The organism is Paracoccus mutanolyticus, from assembly GCF_003285265.1.
GTDB lineage: Bacteria > Pseudomonadota > Alphaproteobacteria > Rhodobacterales > Rhodobacteraceae > Paracoccus > Paracoccus yeei.
In genome coordinates this window covers 223,825-239,204 of record NZ_CP030239.1, presented here as the reverse complement: position 1 = coordinate 239,204, position 15,380 = coordinate 223,825, and the positions used below count along the sequence as shown (strand labels likewise).

Sequence of the window (15,380 nt, the reverse complement as noted above, 5' to 3'; positions counted from 1 at the left end):
GCAAGGGACAGGGCCCGACTCGCCGAAAAGGACAGATTGCATGAATACCGGCCCTTGGGCCTAGTCAAGCCTGTTCAAGATTTCACGGTGGAAGCAACGATTACGGTCAATGCGAACTGGGGCGATCGATATTGCGGCCTCGATATTGCGGCGCTGGCTGGATATTGGGAAAGCCAGGCGAAGCTGCGTTCGACGACCCAGCGATGCTTTCCGAGATGGGCGCTGCTTTCGACACCCTTTCGGGCGATGCGATGCTTGATACTACGTTTGCTGCAAGCCCGGCGGCAGCGGGCATAGTCGTAGCCCTTGTCCGCATGGAGCTTGCCGGGCCGCTTGCGTGGCCGTCCCCGCTTACCTTGGACAGGAGGAATGGCATCAAGCAAAGGCTCAAGCATTCTACTATCGTGGAGGTTGGCGCCGCTGAGACGCACCGTCAGGGGAATGCCCCGCCTGTCAGTGATGATGTGGCGCTTCGTGCCGGGGCGGCCGCGATCCGTCGGGTTCGGCCCGATGACGTCGCCCCCTTTTTTGCCGCGATGGACGCACTGTCCATGCAGGCCCGGCTCCAGTCCAGGTGACCGGCGCGGTGCAACTGGTGCAGCAAGGTCCGATGCAACTGGTCCCAGATCCCGGCCAACTGCCAATCTCTGAGCCTTCGCCAGCATGTCACACCTGAGCCACAGCCCATCTCGGCGGGCAACATCCGCCAAGGGATACCGCTCATCAGGACAAAGAGGATCCCGGCCAGGGCAGCACGGTCCGATATCCGAGGCCGCCCGCCTTTCGAGGACAGAGATATGGGTGGCAGCAAGGGTTCCGCTCTGGGCCGGCCAGCAGAGCAGCAAGGGACAGGGCCCGACTCGCCGAAAAGGACAGATTGCATGAATACCGGCCCTTGGGCCTAGTCAAGCCTGTTCAAGATTTCACGGTGGAACATGGCAACGATTACGGTCAATGCGAACTGGGGCCTCGATATTGCGGCGCTGGATTTCAACGAATTGCTTTACGGCGAAACCTATTACCGCTCGTCCGGCCGGATGGTGGTCGACTACGGGACGGGCTATCGCGACATCCTGACCGGCTCGGGCGTCCGGTACGACGCCTATGGCATGCCGGTCTCGGGCACGATCACCGGGGCCGGCGGGCAGCTTGGCGCGGTCACGGTGTTTTCGATCAGCGGCATCAGGATCGCGGCGACCGATCTCAGCACCGCCGCCTGGACCTATTCGACCGAAGACGACATCGACCTGATTGCCCGTGCGCTTTCCGGCAGTGACCGCTTCGTCGGCGGGAACCTCGCCGATTTCCTGGTTGGTTTCGCTGGCAACGATACGATCCATGGCCGAGGTGGGGACGATATCCTGTGGGGCGGGATCGACCGCGACCAGATCTTCGGCGGGCTGGGCAACGACACCATCGAGGGCTTCAATCGCGCCGACCTGCTCAAGGGCGAGGCCGGCAATGACGAAATCCTGGGCGGGGCCGGCTTCGACACCCTGTCCGGCGGCTTCGGCAACGACGATCTGTCGGGCGGCACCGAAAACGACCGCCTGTTCGGCGACGCCGGCAACGACCGGATGAAGGGCGACGCGGGTGCGGATACGCTGTGGGGCGGCGCGGGCTATGACACGCTCGAGGGCGGCGCGCAGAACGACCTGCTGGCGGCGGGGGGGGCAACGACCGCCTTCTGGGCGGTGCCGGCGCCGACCGGCTGCTGGGCGAGGCGGGCAACGACATCCTGACCGGCGGGCAGGGTGCGGACCGCTTTGGGGCGGCTTGGGCGCCGACCGCTTCGTCTTCCTGGCGGCCTCGGACAGCGCGCCGCAGATGCGCGACCAGATCGCGGATTTCGCGCGCGCAGGGCGACCGGATCGACCTGTCGGCCATCGACGCGGACCGCCGCGCGGCTACGACAACGATGCCTTCCGCTTGTCGGGCTCGACGCCTTCAGCGGCGCGGCGGGCGAAGTGCGCTATGGCCGGGTGGCCGGCGGGGTGATCGTTCAGGCCGACATCAACGGCGACCGCGTGGCCGACATGGCCTTCCTGGTCGCGGGAAACCAGGCGCTGCTGGCCAGCGACTTCCTGCTGTGACCCGCAGCCAGGCTAGTCCTGCTTGCCGAAGGTGATGCGGAACGACAGGGCCTCGGCCAGGTGCGGCGGGCGGATCGCCGCCGCGCCGTCAAGGTCGGCGATGGTCCGGGCCGAGCGCAGGATGCGGTGATAGCCGCGCGGAGTCATGCCAAAGCGCTCTGCCGCGCGCGCCAGCAGGGCGCTGCATTCGGCGTCGAGGGGGGCGATCTCTTCGACCAGGCGGCCGGTCGCGTCGGAATTGACCCGCACCTTGGGGTGGCCAGCAAAGCGTTCGCGCTGGATTGCGCGCGCCGCCGCCACCCGGGTCGCGACGCTGGCCGAGGTCTCGCCCTGGCCGGGCAGTTGCATCTCCTCCAGCGTGATCTGCGGCACCTCCATGCGCATGTCGAAACGGTCCATCATCGGCCCGGAAATCCGCGCCATGTAATCCGCCCCGCAGAGCGGCACCTTGGCGCAGGACTGCGCCGGATCGGCCAGATTGCCGCAGCGGCAGGGGTTGGCTGCGGCGACCAGCAGGAACCGGGCGGGATAGCGGATATGGGCATTGGCGCGCGAAACATGGACCTCGCCCGTCTCGATGGGCTCGCGCAGGGCGTCGATCACCCGGCGCTCGAACTCGGGCAACTCGTCCAGGAACAGCACGCCGTTATGCGCCAGGCTGACCTGCCCCGGCCCGGCATGGCGCCCGCCGCCGATCATCGCGGCCTGCGAGGCGGTGTGGTGCGGCTGGCAGAACGGCGCGGTCCGCGAAATGCCGCCGTCGCGCAACTGCCCCGCGACCGAGCGGATGACCGAGGTTTCCAGCGCTTCCTGCGGGGACAGAGGCGGCAGCAGCCCCGGAAGGCGCCTCGCCAGCAGGTCTTGGTGGCGCCCGGGGACCCACCATCAGCAGGTGGTGGCGCCCGGCCGCCGCGATCTCGATGGCGCGGCGGGCGCGTTCCTGGCCCTTGACGTCCGCGAGGTCGTCGAAGATGTCGCGATCCTCGGCCTCGCCCGGCTCGGCCCGGGCCAGGGGCGCGCGGTCGGTCAGGTGGTCGACCGCCTCGCGCAGGCTGCGCGGCGCAAAGACGGGGACCGAGCCGACCCAGGCCGCCTCGGGACCGCAGGGCCGGGGCACCATCAGGGCCCGATCCTCCTCGGACGCGGCCAGGGCGGCGGGCAGCGCGCCTGCCACGGGTGCGAGCCGCCCGTCCAGCGCCAGTTCCCCCAATGCGACAACGTGACCCAGGGCGTCGGGCGGCAGCACCTCCAGCGCGCCCAGCACGGCCAGCGCCATAGGCCGTCGCATGCGACCCGTCTTTCGGCAGGTCGGCGGGCGACATGTCACCGTCACGCGCCGCGAGGCATGCGTGCCATAGCGCCAAAGGCCGCGCGCACCCGTTCGCGCGCCTCGCTGACCGATTTGTCGGGCAGGCCCACGATGGCAAAGCCCGGCAAACCCGCCGTGATCGAGCATTGCACCTCGACCAGGCGGGCCTCGACCCCCTCGAAAGCGACGGTGTAGGCGGTGGCGGCCATGCATCTCTCCCGGGACCCGCAATCGAACCTTTGGTTAACGGCGCGTTCTTAAGGAAAGGTTAACGGCCGGGCTTCCTTGCCCGGTGCCTCGGTTCGGCCTATGTGCAGGGCGACCAGTCTGAAGGAGCGACCATGCCGGGAAGCCGCATATTGCTGATCGTCGGAGGGGGCATCGCCGCCTTCAAGATCCCCGAACTGATCCGGATGCTGCGGCGCGAGGGTCTGTCCGTCACACCCGTGCTGACTTCGGGCGGCGCCGAGTTCGTCACGCCCCTGACCCTGTCCGCCCTGGCCGAGGCGCCCTGCCACACCGCGCTGTTCGACCTGACCCGCGAATCCGAGATGGGCCATATCCAGCTGTCGCGGAACGCCGATCTGGTGGTGGTGGCGCCCGCGACCGCCGACCTGATGGCGCGGATGGCGGCGGGCATGGCCGACGATCTGGCCACCACGCTGCTGCTTGCGACCGACAAGCCGGTGCTGGCCGCGCCGGCCATGAACGTCCGCATGTGGAACCATCCCGCGACCCGCCGCAACCGCGACCTGCTGGAAGAGGACGGCATCCGCTTCGTGGGCCCCGACGAGGGCGACATGGCCTGCGGCGAATACGGCCCCGGCCGCATGGCCGAGCCCGAGGCGATCCGCGAGGCGATCCTTGCCGCGCTGGGCCGCGACCGCCCGCTGCGCCTGCCGCCCGAAGCGGTGGTGTCGCTGCCCCCCGCGCAGGGGCGGCTGTCGGGGCATCATGTCATCGTGACCTCGGGGCCGACGCATGAACCCATCGACCCGGTGCGCTATATCGCCAACCGCTCCAGCGGGGCGCAGGGCACGGCCATCGCGGCCGCGCTGCGCGACCTGGGCGCGCGGGTCAGCTTCGTGACCGGCCCGGCCGAGGTGCCGCCCCCCGAGGGCGTCGAGGTGATCCGGGTCGAAACCGCCCGGCAGATGCGCGATGCGGTCGAGCGCGCCTTGCCCGCCGATGCCGCCGTGATGGCGGCGGCGGTGGCCGACTGGCAGGTGCTGAACGCCCGCGACAGCAAGATCAAGAAGGATGCTCAGGGCGCGGCGCCCATGCTGGAGTTCGCGGAGAACCCCGATATCCTGGCCTGGCTGGGCCGGCTGACGAACGGGCGCCCCGACCTCGTGGTGGGCTTTGCGGCCGAGACCGACGATGTGCTGGCCAATGCCAAGGCCAAGCGGCTGCGCAAGGGCGCGGACTGGTCGTGGCGAACGACGTCACGCCCGAAACCGGCATCAGGGCGGGCCAGAGAACGCCGTGACCCTGATTACCGAGACGGGGGCCGAGCCCTGGCCGCGCATGACCAAGCCCGAGGTCGCGCGCCGCCTGGCCGAACGCATCGCCGACACCCTGGCGGGGGAACTGCCATGAACCGCATCTATCTGGACTGGAACGCCACCGCCCCCCTGCGCCCCGAGGCGCGCGAGGCGATGCTGGCCGCGACCGAGATCGTGGGTAACCCGTCCTCGGTCCATGCCGAAGGGCGGGCCGCCAAGTCTGCGCTGGAACGCGCCCGCGAACAGGTGGCCGCAGCCCTGGGGGCCGAGGGGGCGGATGTCATCTTCACCTCGGGCGCCACGGAATCGGCGGCACTGATCCTGGCGGGGCGCGACCTGGCCTGTGCGGGCGTCGAACATGCCGCCGTGCTGGGCTGGTGCCGCGCCTCGCTGCAGACAGACCCGTCGGGGCGCGTCGCGGTCGCTGCGCCCGGAGCCTCGACCCTGCAATTGGCGAACCCGGAAACCGGCGTGGTCCAGGACCTGCCGCAGGGGCTGGCGGCCAGCGACCTGACCCAGGCCTTCGGAAAGATCCCTTTCGCCTTCAACTGGCTGGGGATCGAGGCCGGCTTCGTCAGCGCCCACAAGCTGGGCGGCCCGCGCGGCGTGGGCGCCCTGGTCGTCAGGCGCGGGACCGAGATCGAGGCCCGGCTGAAGGGCGGCGGACAGGAGCAGGGCCGCCGCGCCGGAACCGAGAACCTGATCGGCATCATGGGCTTTGCGGCGGCGGCGGCAGCCGCGCAAAATGATCTGGATCAAGGAAGCGGCGAAAAAATGGCCGAGATCCGCGATTCCCTTGCGGCACGTCTGGAATCCGGGGCGGAATTGATTACATTCCCGGGGCGCGAATCCCGACGCTTGCCGAACACATTGTCGATCCTGACGCCAGGCTGGCGCGGAGAGACGCAGGTGATGCAGATGGATCTGGCCGGTGATGTTCGTGGCGGCGGTGCGGATCTCCCACAGGGCAAGGTCCGGCCCAGTTCGGTGCTGACGGCCATGGGGTACGCGCCGGATTGTGCGGGCGATGCGATCCGCGTCTCGATCGGGCCGACGACGGACCATCGGGACGTCATGCGTTTTGCAGATGCCTGGTTGGCGGCCCATGCCCGCTGGCGGCAGAGGAATGATCAGCGGGCGACCGCGGGAAGGATGTGAGATGGCTGTAGAGATCGGCGAGGCAATCGAAGTCCGCGAGGGCGTAGACCGCGAGACCGTCGAAACCGTCCAGAACATGGGGTCCTACAAATACGGCTGGGACACCGAGATCGAGATGGACTATGCGCCGAAGGGGCTGAGCGAGGATATCGTTCGCCTCATCTCGCAAAAGAACGAAGAACCCGAATGGATGACCGAATGGCGGCTGCAGGCCTATCGCCGCTGGGTCACCATGACGGAACCCCGCTGGGCGATGCTGAACTATCCCGATATCGACTATCAGGACCAGTATTACTATGCCCGCCCGAAAAGCATGGAGGTCAAGCCGAAGTCGCTGGACGAGGTCGACCCCAAGCTGCTGGCCACCTATGAAAAGCTGGGCATCCCGCTGAAGGAGCAGATGATCCTGGCCGGGGTCCGATCGCGCCGAAAACGCTCCGGCCGAGGCGCGCCGGGTGGCGGTCGATGCGGTGGTCGACAGCGTGTCCGTCGGCACGCCCTGCAACGGTGCTGCCTGGTCGAGCGCATTGATCTTCTGCTCGATCAGCGGAAGGTGATCGGCGAACATCTCATCGCGTCAGGATCCGGGGATGGCGGGCGATCACCTCGCCACGACTAACTCGGCGGTCTTTTCGGACGGCAGCTTCGTCTATATCCCGCCGGGCACCCGCTGCCCGATGGAGCTTTCGACCTATTTCCGCATCAACGCCGAAAACACCGGCCAGTTCGAACGCACGCTGATCATCGCCGACAAGGGCAGCTACGTCAGCTACCTCGAGGGCTGCACCGCGCCCAAGCGCGACACCGCCCAGCTGCACGCCGCCGTGGTCGAGATCGTCGTTCTGGAAGATGCCGAGGTGAAATACTCGACCGTCCAGAACTGGTTCCCCGGCGACGAGGAAGGCAAGGGCGGCATCTACAACTTCGTGACCAAGCGCGCCGATTGCCGCGAGGCCCGCGCCAAGGTGATGTGGACGCAGGTTGAAACCGGCAGCGCGATCACCTGGAAATACCCGTCCTGCATCCTGCGGGGCGAGGAAAGCCAGGGCGAGTTCTATTCCATCGCCATCGCCAACAACATGCAGCAGGCCGATACCGGGACCAAGATGATCCATCTTGGCAAGAACACACGCTCGCGCATTGTTTCCAAGGGGATTTCTGCCGGCAAGGCGCAGAACACCTATCGCGGTCTGGTGACCATGCACCCGCGCGCGACGAACAGCCGCAACTATACCCAGTGCGACAGCCTGCTGATCGGCAGCGAATGCGGCGCCCATACCGTGCCCTATATCGAGGTCAAGAACACCTCGTCCCGGGTCGAGCACGAGGCGACGACCAGCAAGGTTGACGACGACCAACTGTTCTATTGCCGCGCCCGCGGCATGGACGAGGAAGAAGCGGTCGCGCTGGTCGTGAACGGCTTCTGCCGCGAAGTGCTGCAAGCCCTGCCGATGGAATTCGCGATGGAGGCGCAGTCGCTGGTCGCCATCAGCCTGGAAGGGTCGGTCGGATGATCGTCACGACCACTCCCGGCATCGATGGCCGTCGCATCAGCGCCTATCATGGCGTGGTGACGGGCGAGACGATCATCGGCGCCAACATCTTTCGCGACCTTTTCGCAGGGATCCGCGACATCGTGGGCGGTCGTTCGGGTGCCTACGAATCCGCGCTGGCCTCGGCCCGCGAAACCGCCTTGTCCGAGATGCAGGACCGCGCCACCGCCTTGGGCGGCAATGCCGTGGTCGGTGTCGATCTGGACTATGAAGTCATCAACAACATGCTGATGGTGTCTGCCTCGGGCACCGCCGTGACCGTCGAATAGGAACCGAAAACATGCTGGAAATCAAGAATCTGCACGTCGAGCTTGAGGATGGGGGCAAACAGATCCTCAAAGGCGTCGATCTGACCGTCCCGGCTGGCGAGGTCCATGCGATCATGGGCCCGAACGGTTCGGGCAAGTCGACACTGTCCTATGTCCTTTCGGGCCGCGATGGCTATGAGGTCACCGAGGGGCAGGCAACGCTGGACGGCAAAAGCCTGCTGGACATGGAACCCGAGGAGCGTGCCGCCGCCGGCCTGTTCCTGGCCTTTCAGTACCCGGTCGAAATTCCCGGCGTCGGCAACCTGACCTTCCTGCGCACCGCCGTGAACGCGCAGCGCAAAGCGCGTGGCGAAGAGGAGTTGAGCGCGGCCGACTTCCTGAAAGTCGTGCGCGAAAAGGCCAAGACGCTGCAGATCGACAGCGAGATGCTGAAGCGTCCGGTCAACGTCGGCTTTTCGGTGGCGAGAAGAAGCGCAACGAGATCCTGCAGATGGCCATGCTGGAACCCAGCATGTGCATCCTGGACGAAACCGACTCGGGCCTGGACGTGGATGCGATGCGGCTGGTGGCCGAGGGCGTGAATGCGCTGCGCGCGCCCGACCGCAGCTTCCTGGTCATCACCCATTACCAGCGCCTGCTGGACCACATCAAACCCGACGTGGTGCACATCATGTCGAACGGCCGGATCGTTAAGTCCGGCGGTCCCGAACTGGCGCTGGAGGTCGAGCGGAACGGTTATGGGACCTGCTGGCGGAGGTCGTGCCGCTGTCGCATCCGCCGGGCCATGCTCAGGCCGACTTCGGCGAGGCGCAGGTCCGGATCGGGGGCGTCGAGCAGAAGGCCCACTTCTTCGTGCTGGACCTGCCGCACAGCGATGCGTGCTATGTGCGGGCCTACCCTGCGGCGGTGCGGCCGCCTGGCTGCGGCCACAGGCCTGCCCGGCGCGCGCGATGAATACTGGCGTTATACCGACCCCGCGCCGTTCAATGCGGTGGCGCCCGCGGCCCTGCCGGTGCCGGCTCGCGAAGCGACGCTGTTCGACGACATCGACCGGCTGCGGCTGGTCTTTGTCGACGGGGAATTCGACGCCTCTGCCTCGGACCCGCTGACGGGCGAGGGGCTGGAGATCGCGACGCTGGCCGCCGCCGATGCCGCCGGCCCGCATTGGGCCGAAGGGCTTTACGGCGCGCTGGAGCAGGCGGGGCAGCACCCGGTCAAGCGGCCCTTCGCGATCCTGAACACCCTGGCCGCGCGCGACGGCGCGCTGATCCGGGTGACGGGCAAGGTCTCGCGCCCCGTTCACCTGTTCTATCGCCGGTCCTCGGACGCGGCGGATGTCATGCTGCACCATGTCGTCAAGCTTGAGCCGGGGGCCGAGCTGACGCTTTTGGAAACCGGCGGGCTGGGCGCGCGGTCGAACACCGTCATCGAGGTCGACGTGGCCGAGGGCGCGCGGTTCCACCATGTCGCCAGCAAGCGTACGGACGACGACCGCGTGGGCATCGGCCATCTGTTCGCCCGTGTGGGCGCTGGGGGGCTGTTCAAGTCCTTTGCGCTGGCGGTGAACGGTCGCGTCATGCGCAACGAAGGCGTCATCGACATCCGGGGCGATGACGCGACCGCCCATATCGCCGCCGCCGTCCTGGGCGACGGGGACGAAGGCGCGTTCCATCACGACGACACGGTCTTTATCACCCATGGGGCCGAACGCTGCGAAAGCCGTCAGGTTTACAAGAAGGTGCTGAAGAACGGCGCCCACGGCATTTTCCAGGGCAAGATCCTGGTCAAACCCGGCGCGCAGAAAACCGACGGCTACCAGATCAGCCAGGGCCTGCTGCTGGACGAAGGCAGCCAGTTCCTGGCCAAGCCCGAGCTTGAGATCTATGCCGACGACGTGAAGTGCTCGCACGGCTCGACCACAGGGGCGCTGGACGAAACGGCGCTGTTCTACCTGCGCTCGCGCGGGGTGCCGCGCGAACAGGCCGTGGTGCTGCTGGTCCTGTCCTTCCTGGCCGACGCCCTGGACGAGATCGAGGACGAGACCCTGCGCGACCGCATCCTGGGACGGCTGGACGAATGGCTGACCAGCCGGGCCGCGCGCTGAGCCATGCGCTCCGGGATCGTCCCGCGCATCGTTGAAAGCTGGTGGGCGCCGGGCCGCGTGGTGCGCGGCCTGCGCGGCATGCCCGACCGAGGGCTGATCGCCATCCTGATGGGGGCGATGCTGATGTTTTTGGTCGCCCAGGCGCCGGAACATGCCCGTGCGGCCCATCTCGACCCTTCGGTGCCCTTGCAGGCCCGCATGGGGGGCGCGCTGCTGGCCGTCATGTTCATCATGCCGCTGCTGGCCTATGGCGTGGCCCTGATTGTTGCCGTGCTGTCGCGCGTGACGGGTCGGCCGGTGTCGCCGCAGGATTCGCGGCTGGCGCTGTTCTGGGCGCTGTTGGCGGTGTCGCCCGCGATGCTGCTGGCGGGGCTGACAGCAGGGCTGGTCGGGCCCGGTGCCGCTCTGGGCGTGACGCGGGCGGTGGCGGGGATCGGTTTTCTCGTGATATGGGGCGCGGGTCTGCATGCAGTGACGAGGATGGCATGACCTTTGGCGAACTTGGCGATCTGGTGGTCCTGACTCTGCGTGATCCCTCCGGCTTCGTCCGGACCATGCGGCGGGTCGATCCACCGACCGGCGCGCGCTGGATGGCGCTGGCGCTGGCGGTCAGCCTGTCGACGCTGCTGGCCATGTTGGCGCGGTTGGCCTTCCCCTTGCCTGCAGACGATCCGCTGGCCGGGCTTCTGGCATCGCCCGCGATGCTGGCTACGGTCCAGTTCGGCGCCCTGGCCTTTCTGGCCGCGCTGATCACCGCGATCGGACGCCTGTTCGGCGGTGCGGGCACCTTCGACGACGCCCTGCTGCTGATCGCCTGGGTCGAGCTGATCCTGGTGGGCCTGCAGGCGGCACAACTGGCGCTGATGGTCGTGCTGCCCGGCACCGGCTCGCTGATGTCGCTGGTGGCGCTTGGCATGTCCATTTATCTGACGATCGCGCTGACGCGGGCGCTGCACGGGTTTTCCAGCACCGCCAAGGTCGCCGTCACCTTCATCGGCGGCATCTTCGTCATGGGCTTTCTGCTGTCGCTGATCGCCGCCGCATTCGGCATCCTGCCCGAGGTAACGCCATGAGTTTCGACATCGAAAAAGTCCGCGCCGATTTCCCGATCCTGTCGCGGCAGGTCAACGGCAAGCCGCTGGTCTATCTGGACAGCGGCGCCAGCGCGCAAAAGCCCCGCGTCGTGATCGACGCCATCACCCGCGCCTACGAAGGCGAATATGCCAATGTGCATCGCGGGCTGCATTACCTGTCGAACCTCGCGACCGAGAATTACGAGCGCGTCCGCGGCATCATTGCCCGCTTTCTGAACGCCCCGCGCGAGGATGAGGTGATCTTCACCTCGGGCTCGACCGAGGGGATCAACATGGTCTCCTATGCCTGGGCCGCGCCCCGGTTGCAGCCGGGGGACGAGATCGTCGTCTCGGTGCTGGAACATCACGCCAACATCGTGCCCTGGCATTTCCTGCGCGAACGTCAGGGCGTGGTGCTGAAATGGGTCGAGCCCGAGCCCGACGGCAGCCTGCCGCCGGAGAAGGTGCTGGCCGCCGTCGGGCCGCGCACCCGGCTGATCGCCGTCACCCACATGTCGAACGTCACCGGCACCGTGGTGGACGTGGGTGCCATCGCCCGCGCGACCTCGGTGCCCGTGCTGGCCGATGGCAGCCAGGCCGCCGTCCACATGCCGGTCGATCTGTCGACGCTGGGCGTCGATTTCTACTGCATCACCGGGCACAAGCTTTACGGCCCCTCCGGGTCGGGCGCGATCTGGATCAGGGCCGAGCGCCAAGCCGAGATGCGCCCGTTCATGGGCGGCGGCGACATGATCCGCACGGTCACACGGGACGGCATCGACTATGCCGACCCGCCACTGCGGTTCGAGGCCGGGACCCCCGGCATCGTCAACCAGATCGGCCTGGGCGCCGCGCTGGAATACCTGATGGGTCTGGGGATGGAGAATGTCGCCGCGCACGAACGCGCCCTGCGCGACCGGGCCCGCGACCGGCTGCGCAGCCTGAACTGGCTGTCCGTGCAAGGCGATTCGCCCGACAAGGGCGCGATCTTTTCCATGACCATGCAGGGCGCGCATGCCCATGACATTTCGACCATTCTGGACAAGCGCGGCATTGCCGTGCGCGCTGGCACCCATTGCGCCATGCCGCTGATGGATTTCTTTGGCGTCTCGGCCTCGGCCCGGGCCAGTTTCGCGATGTACAACACTGAGGCCGACGTCGATGCGCTGGTCGACGGGCTGTCATTCTGCCGCGAGCTTTTCGCCTGAACCCCATTGCAGAGCCGCGCGTTTGCGGCTAATCAGCGGGGGCTTGCGGTCCCATAGCTCAGCTGGATAGAGCGCTACCCTCCGAAGGTAGAGGCCACACGTTCGAATCGTGTTGGGACCGCCATTTCAACAGAACGGTATTGTTTTTAAAGGATAATACCGATCACTTTGGAAACCGCGTAAGCACTGCGTAAGCAGTAGGCACCCATAGCTCAGCTGGATAGAGCGCCACCCTCCGAAGGTGGAGGCCTCAGGTTCGAATCCTGCGCGAGCGGGAGGTTGACCGCGTCGGCGCGGAGATGGCCGAGGGCAAAGGGCTGCCGTTCCGCGCTGCCACGGACGGCGAAAGCGTCAGCGGGAAATTCACCGGCACCGTTCAGCTATCGAGCGGCAAGTTCGCGGTGGTCGAGATCGGCCAAGGTGCCTAGGTCAAGCACCTGCTCCATAGTTTTATCGGGCGACAGAACTGACTGCGCTGTTCTGCACGCAATGCGGACGGTGAGCTTGTGCGAACACGATCGGGACGGAGCCCAGGTAGGGGAGGGACCGGCAGCGAGGCTGCCGTTCCAACCAATGCTGGCCAAATCTTGAAAAACCCAACCAGCTAGGTTATCATGTCTCATGGCTACGATTCACCGCGCACATGGGCTGCGCATCATCATCTTCACGATCTCGGGTCGCTCTGGTTGGAAAGGCGCGTCGGCGCTGCACGGCCTCCAGCAAGCGCGTTTTCATTTCGTCCTTCTGCGGAAGGCGTCTCAGCCAGTAGGTTGCGCCGGTCGCTATAGCGTCCTGAATTGCGCAAGGTACGCGCGCGCCTCCGCTGGTTCAGGACCTGGTCTCGGACATCTCCTATAAACGACAGGCCGGGTTTCCTCCACGACTTCAGGCGGTCGATCCGAACGCTCGCAGTGCACGTCCTCGTAAAGCGGATCTCCTTGAAGCCGCTGACCCGGCAATCCTTGGGCGGCCGCAGCAATCCTGGCGCGAAGCGAACCATCCGGGTCCTTCAGCGCGGGATCGGTCCACCTTGGCGAGACGCAGACCGCACTTCGGATTGTCGCCAGGGTCGATCTAGTCCAGCACCTTGCGGCGCTGCGGCTGCGTGGTGATGGGGCCGACCTGGGTATCCGCCTCCATCGCTGGTCATCGACCTGGAACAGTCCCACGGCCTGGACGACCCACGCGAGCTGATGCTGCTGGCGCAGGAATTGCGGGCGCGCACGCTGTCGGTCTTTGGCATCCAGCACCTGAGTCGGTCGCTCTCGATTTCACCCGACGGCTCGTCCGGGTCGAAAGCGCGAGGTCGAGACATAGGGCTTCAGCGCCCAGCGGAAGCGCGGAAACTCGCCTGGCGCCCGCACCAGAAAATTCAGGTGAGTGGATTGGCCAGGCCATATGGCGATGAACTTGACACGTTTTTGGCAGTTTGAAGAATGTGTCATTTGATCTGTGACCTTGGCGTCCTTCGATCTGAGCGTGGTAACTGAATTGGTCTATTTACTGTTGGCGTTGTCGTGGCTGAAGTTCGTTCGTGATAGCGAAGCTCGTGCGATTGCTTCGATTGTCGAAGGCTGGGTGGTATCGCCGCGAAAATCTCGTCAAGGAAGTCCTGGTGCTTCTCGATGATCGTTACGTCGTCCCCGGATCGGGCGGGACAGCGGTCGCGGGCATCAGGCCGGGCGGGCCCGCCCCCACGACGACGCGCCGCCCTATCCAGATTGGAATAAAGGTATCTCAACTCCATACCTCCTGTCGTTTCGAGGCTAGTGGAGGGGCTTATCCGCATGATCTGTCGCCGTGCTGCAGCAATAGGGCGCGTCGTCCCCATCGCTCTCGCCTTCGGCGACCCGCTTTAGATAATTTATTTCGTTGCAGTCGCATAGCCTGTCTTTGCGATCTGACAGCGAGCTGCTGTTTATCGTGATTAATGTTTCTTCGAAAGGCGTTTTCGATGACAGTCGAGCTAGCATCGTATAGCTGGATGCTTGTTGCGCGGTGGGATAGTGCAGCCCGAGATCTCGAGCCCGGCGAATAGGCGGGATAGATGATCCCGTCAGGATTAGCCTCTTGCGTCAAAAGCGCCGAATTGCGCAGAATTCTGGGAGGGATCGCCACGCATCGGGATCGTTGGAATCTGTCGCGGACATAGGCGCAAGCGCCGTATGGACGCGCGCCTCTTCCATGATCGCGTCTGAATCTGCCGGTTCAGGCAGGGTTTTCCGAGCGCGATGTTCGCCGTTGCTAGGATTGGTTCTCGACCGGGAATGTCGCGCGTCAAGTTGGCCACGGCCTTCGACGTGGGATCAGTTTCTCAAAAGCCGTATCGGGGATATAGGCCACGTTCGTCGTCGTCATCTTGCTCTCTTGCTCTAGGTAAACCCGTCCACCATTGGCCGGGGTAGTCAACAGGTCGGTGGTGCCGTGGTCTGTCTGTTGTGGGGAAGAATCTGACATGACGATTCAGCCCCTTCAAGAGCCAAAGCGCAGAACAGCGGGCGGGCCATGGTGAACGGCAAGGCCAGCTTTCCGGCGCTGATGCGTGGGATCGAGCTGCTTCAGCAGGGCGGCGTCCCGTTCGGGGGCCTCGTGGTGCTGAACCGCATGAACATCGGCGATCCCGACGGGCTGGTGGCCTTCATGCTGGGGCACGCGATCCACGGCTTTCGGGTGAACCCGGTCGCCTATCTGGGCGACGCGCCGAGCTTGTCCTGCGGCAGAAGCTCGGCGCTGCATTCGATACCAGACCCTTGGCGATCGCCTGAGCGGTGCGCCGATTGTCGCCGGTCAGCATCACGGAACGAACGCCCATCGCTTTGAGCCGGGCAATCCCCTCGGGCGCGTCTCGCCGCGGTTCGTCGCGCAAGGCGATCAGGCCGATTGCTTCCCCGCGTCCCCTCATCAAAGAGGCGGCAACGATGTGCCGCGATCTTCGAGCTCTTCGATTGCGCTCTCTCGTGCTTCCCGATCGCTACCAGTCTCGCGGCATGGCTGGGTATCCGACTGGCAGGCGGCGCCCGACCCGTCGCAGCGATTGCCTTCTCGGCCGCGCAGAGATCCTGAGCAGGTGGTACCGCTAAGTGCGTGCCTCTGGTCGGTTGATGTCGC

General features: G+C 66.1%; 12 protein-coding genes, 2 tRNA genes and 6 pseudogenes. 15 read left to right on the top strand and 5 right to left on the bottom strand.

What is annotated here, in order from left to right; all coding sequences use genetic code 11:
• Positions 1-74: 74 nt before the first annotated feature.
• Positions 75-883, bottom strand: a protein-coding gene (locus DPM13_RS01530; protein ID WP_397245365.1) for an IS5 family transposase whose coding sequence is annotated in 2 segments (ribosomal slippage) — positions 75-509 and positions 512-883 — 807 coding nt in all. Because the reading frame shifts where the segments join, the coding sequence is not laid out codon by codon here.
• A gap of 52 nt (positions 884-935) precedes the next feature.
• Between DPM13_RS01530 and DPM13_RS24665 the strand changes: the two genes are divergently transcribed.
• Together DPM13_RS24665 and DPM13_RS24660 are read left to right on the top strand one after the other, a co-directional pair.
• On the top strand, positions 936-1,742 hold the full coding sequence (locus DPM13_RS24665) for a calcium-binding protein (protein ID WP_112887311.1): 807 nt from the start codon (positions 936-938) through the stop codon (positions 1,740-1,742).
• Positions 1,688-2,128, top strand: coding sequence for a calcium-binding protein (locus DPM13_RS24660; protein WP_189654913.1), 441 nt, complete (start codon positions 1,688-1,690; stop codon positions 2,126-2,128). The genes DPM13_RS24665 and DPM13_RS24660 overlap by 55 nt, the downstream gene beginning before the upstream one ends.
• Here the strand turns inward: DPM13_RS24660 and DPM13_RS26465 are convergent.
• The 3 genes and pseudogenes from DPM13_RS26465 to DPM13_RS24655 all read right to left on the bottom strand — a co-directional run bounded on the left by DPM13_RS26465 (position 2,106) and on the right by DPM13_RS24655 (position 3,611).
• Positions 2,106-3,213 (bottom strand): annotated as a pseudogene (locus tag DPM13_RS26465) (YifB family Mg chelatase-like AAA ATPase). The gene DPM13_RS24660 and the pseudogene DPM13_RS26465 sit on opposite strands and share 23 nt — an antisense overlap.
• Positions 3,214-3,261: 48 nt before the next feature.
• A pseudogene (locus tag DPM13_RS26460) lies at positions 3,262-3,381 on the bottom strand (ATPase); the annotation flags it as partial.
• A 41-nt stretch (positions 3,382-3,422) separates the two neighbouring features.
• Positions 3,423-3,611: a magnesium chelatase domain-containing protein gene (locus DPM13_RS24655; RefSeq protein WP_262983231.1), complete on the bottom strand. Its 189-nt coding sequence runs from the start codon at positions 3,609-3,611 to the stop codon at positions 3,423-3,425.
• Positions 3,612-3,743: 132 nt separating this feature from the next.
• Between DPM13_RS24655 and coaBC the strand changes: the two are divergent.
• The 13 genes and pseudogenes from coaBC to DPM13_RS20350 all read left to right on the top strand — a co-directional run bounded on the left by coaBC (position 3,744) and on the right by DPM13_RS20350 (position 13,705).
• Positions 3,744-5,001 (top strand): annotated as a pseudogene (gene coaBC, locus DPM13_RS01505) (bifunctional phosphopantothenoylcysteine decarboxylase/phosphopantothenate--cysteine ligase CoaBC).
• The gene (locus tag DPM13_RS01500) at positions 4,998-6,065 is read left to right on the top strand and encodes a cysteine desulfurase family protein (RefSeq protein WP_112887310.1); all 1,068 of its coding nucleotides are present in this window, start codon (positions 4,998-5,000) and stop codon (positions 6,063-6,065) included. Before coaBC ends, DPM13_RS01500 begins: the two are co-directional and overlap by 4 nt.
• Position 6,066: 1 nt before the next feature.
• Positions 6,067-7,579 (top strand): annotated as a pseudogene (sufB, locus tag DPM13_RS01495) (Fe-S cluster assembly protein SufB).
• Positions 7,576-7,887, top strand: coding sequence for a heavy metal-binding domain-containing protein (locus tag DPM13_RS01490; RefSeq protein WP_028717654.1), 312 nt, complete (start codon positions 7,576-7,578; stop codon positions 7,885-7,887). The pseudogene sufB and the gene DPM13_RS01490 overlap by 4 nt, the downstream one beginning before the upstream one ends.
• 11 nt (positions 7,888-7,898) lie before the next feature.
• Positions 7,899-8,646 (top strand): annotated as a pseudogene (gene sufC / locus DPM13_RS01485) (Fe-S cluster assembly ATPase SufC); the annotation flags it as partial.
• 115 nt (positions 8,647-8,761) lie between these two features.
• Positions 8,762-9,991 carry a SufB/SufD family protein gene (locus DPM13_RS01475; RefSeq protein WP_112888670.1) on the top strand — a complete coding sequence of 410 codons (1,230 nt, stop codon included), beginning with the start codon at positions 8,762-8,764 and terminating at the stop codon, positions 9,989-9,991.
• Between the two features lie 3 nt (positions 9,992-9,994).
• Positions 9,995-10,480 (top strand): hypothetical protein, encoded by a 486-nt coding sequence (locus DPM13_RS01470; RefSeq protein WP_028717651.1) that lies wholly within the window; start codon positions 9,995-9,997, stop codon positions 10,478-10,480.
• Positions 10,477-11,064 (top strand): Yip1 family protein, encoded by a 588-nt coding sequence (locus tag DPM13_RS01465; RefSeq protein ID WP_028717650.1) that lies wholly within the window; start codon positions 10,477-10,479, stop codon positions 11,062-11,064. The genes DPM13_RS01470 and DPM13_RS01465 overlap by 4 nt, the downstream gene beginning before the upstream one ends.
• On the top strand, positions 11,061-12,272 hold the full coding sequence (locus DPM13_RS01460; RefSeq protein WP_112887309.1) for a cysteine desulfurase: 1,212 nt from the start codon (positions 11,061-11,063) through the stop codon (positions 12,270-12,272). The genes DPM13_RS01465 and DPM13_RS01460 overlap by 4 nt, the downstream gene beginning before the upstream one ends.
• A gap of 47 nt (positions 12,273-12,319) precedes the next feature.
• Positions 12,320-12,396, top strand: a tRNA-Arg gene (locus DPM13_RS01455).
• 85 nt (positions 12,397-12,481) lie between these two features.
• Positions 12,482-12,543: transfer RNA gene (locus tag DPM13_RS01450), tRNA-Arg, on the top strand.
• Positions 12,536-12,682: pseudogene (locus DPM13_RS01445) on the top strand (DUF3363 domain-containing protein); the annotation flags it as partial. The gene DPM13_RS01450 and the pseudogene DPM13_RS01445, both read left to right, overlap by 8 nt.
• Positions 12,683-13,465: 783 nt before the next feature.
• The gene (locus DPM13_RS20350) at positions 13,466-13,705 is read left to right on the top strand and encodes a hypothetical protein (RefSeq protein WP_189654807.1); all 240 of its coding nucleotides are present in this window, start codon (positions 13,466-13,468) and stop codon (positions 13,703-13,705) included.
• 1,205 nt (positions 13,706-14,910) lie between these two features.
• On the opposite strand, the gene DPM13_RS01435 is transcribed toward DPM13_RS20350, so the two are convergent.
• Positions 14,911-15,174 (bottom strand): HAD family hydrolase, encoded by a 264-nt coding sequence (locus tag DPM13_RS01435; protein ID WP_223252274.1) that lies wholly within the window; start codon positions 15,172-15,174, stop codon positions 14,911-14,913.
• Positions 15,175-15,380 lie beyond the last annotated feature (206 nt).

Bases quoted from the DNA above. Each gene is read 5' to 3' on its own strand.
- DPM13_RS24665 (WP_112887311.1), top strand. From the start codon at position 936: ATGGCAACGATTACGGTCAATGCGAACTGGGGCCTCGATATTGCGGCG.
- DPM13_RS24655 (WP_262983231.1), bottom strand. From the start codon at position 3,611: ATGGCCGCCACCGCCTACACCGTCGCTTTCGAGGGGGTCGAGGCCCGC.
- DPM13_RS01500 (WP_112887310.1), top strand. From the start codon at position 4,998: ATGAACCGCATCTATCTGGACTGGAACGCCACCGCCCCCCTGCGCCCC.
- DPM13_RS01490 (WP_028717654.1), top strand. From the start codon at position 7,576: ATGATCGTCACGACCACTCCCGGCATCGATGGCCGTCGCATCAGCGCC.
- DPM13_RS01475 (WP_112888670.1), top strand. From the start codon at position 8,762: ATGCGTGCTATGTGCGGGCCTACCCTGCGGCGGTGCGGCCGCCTGGCT.
- DPM13_RS01470 (WP_028717651.1), top strand. From the start codon at position 9,995: ATGCGCTCCGGGATCGTCCCGCGCATCGTTGAAAGCTGGTGGGCGCCG.
- DPM13_RS01465 (WP_028717650.1), top strand. From the start codon at position 10,477: ATGACCTTTGGCGAACTTGGCGATCTGGTGGTCCTGACTCTGCGTGAT.
- DPM13_RS01460 (WP_112887309.1), top strand. From the start codon at position 11,061: ATGAGTTTCGACATCGAAAAAGTCCGCGCCGATTTCCCGATCCTGTCG.
- DPM13_RS20350 (WP_189654807.1), top strand. From the start codon at position 13,466: ATGCTGCTGGCGCAGGAATTGCGGGCGCGCACGCTGTCGGTCTTTGGC.
- DPM13_RS01435 (WP_223252274.1), bottom strand. From the start codon at position 15,174: ATGAGGGGACGCGGGGAAGCAATCGGCCTGATCGCCTTGCGCGACGAA.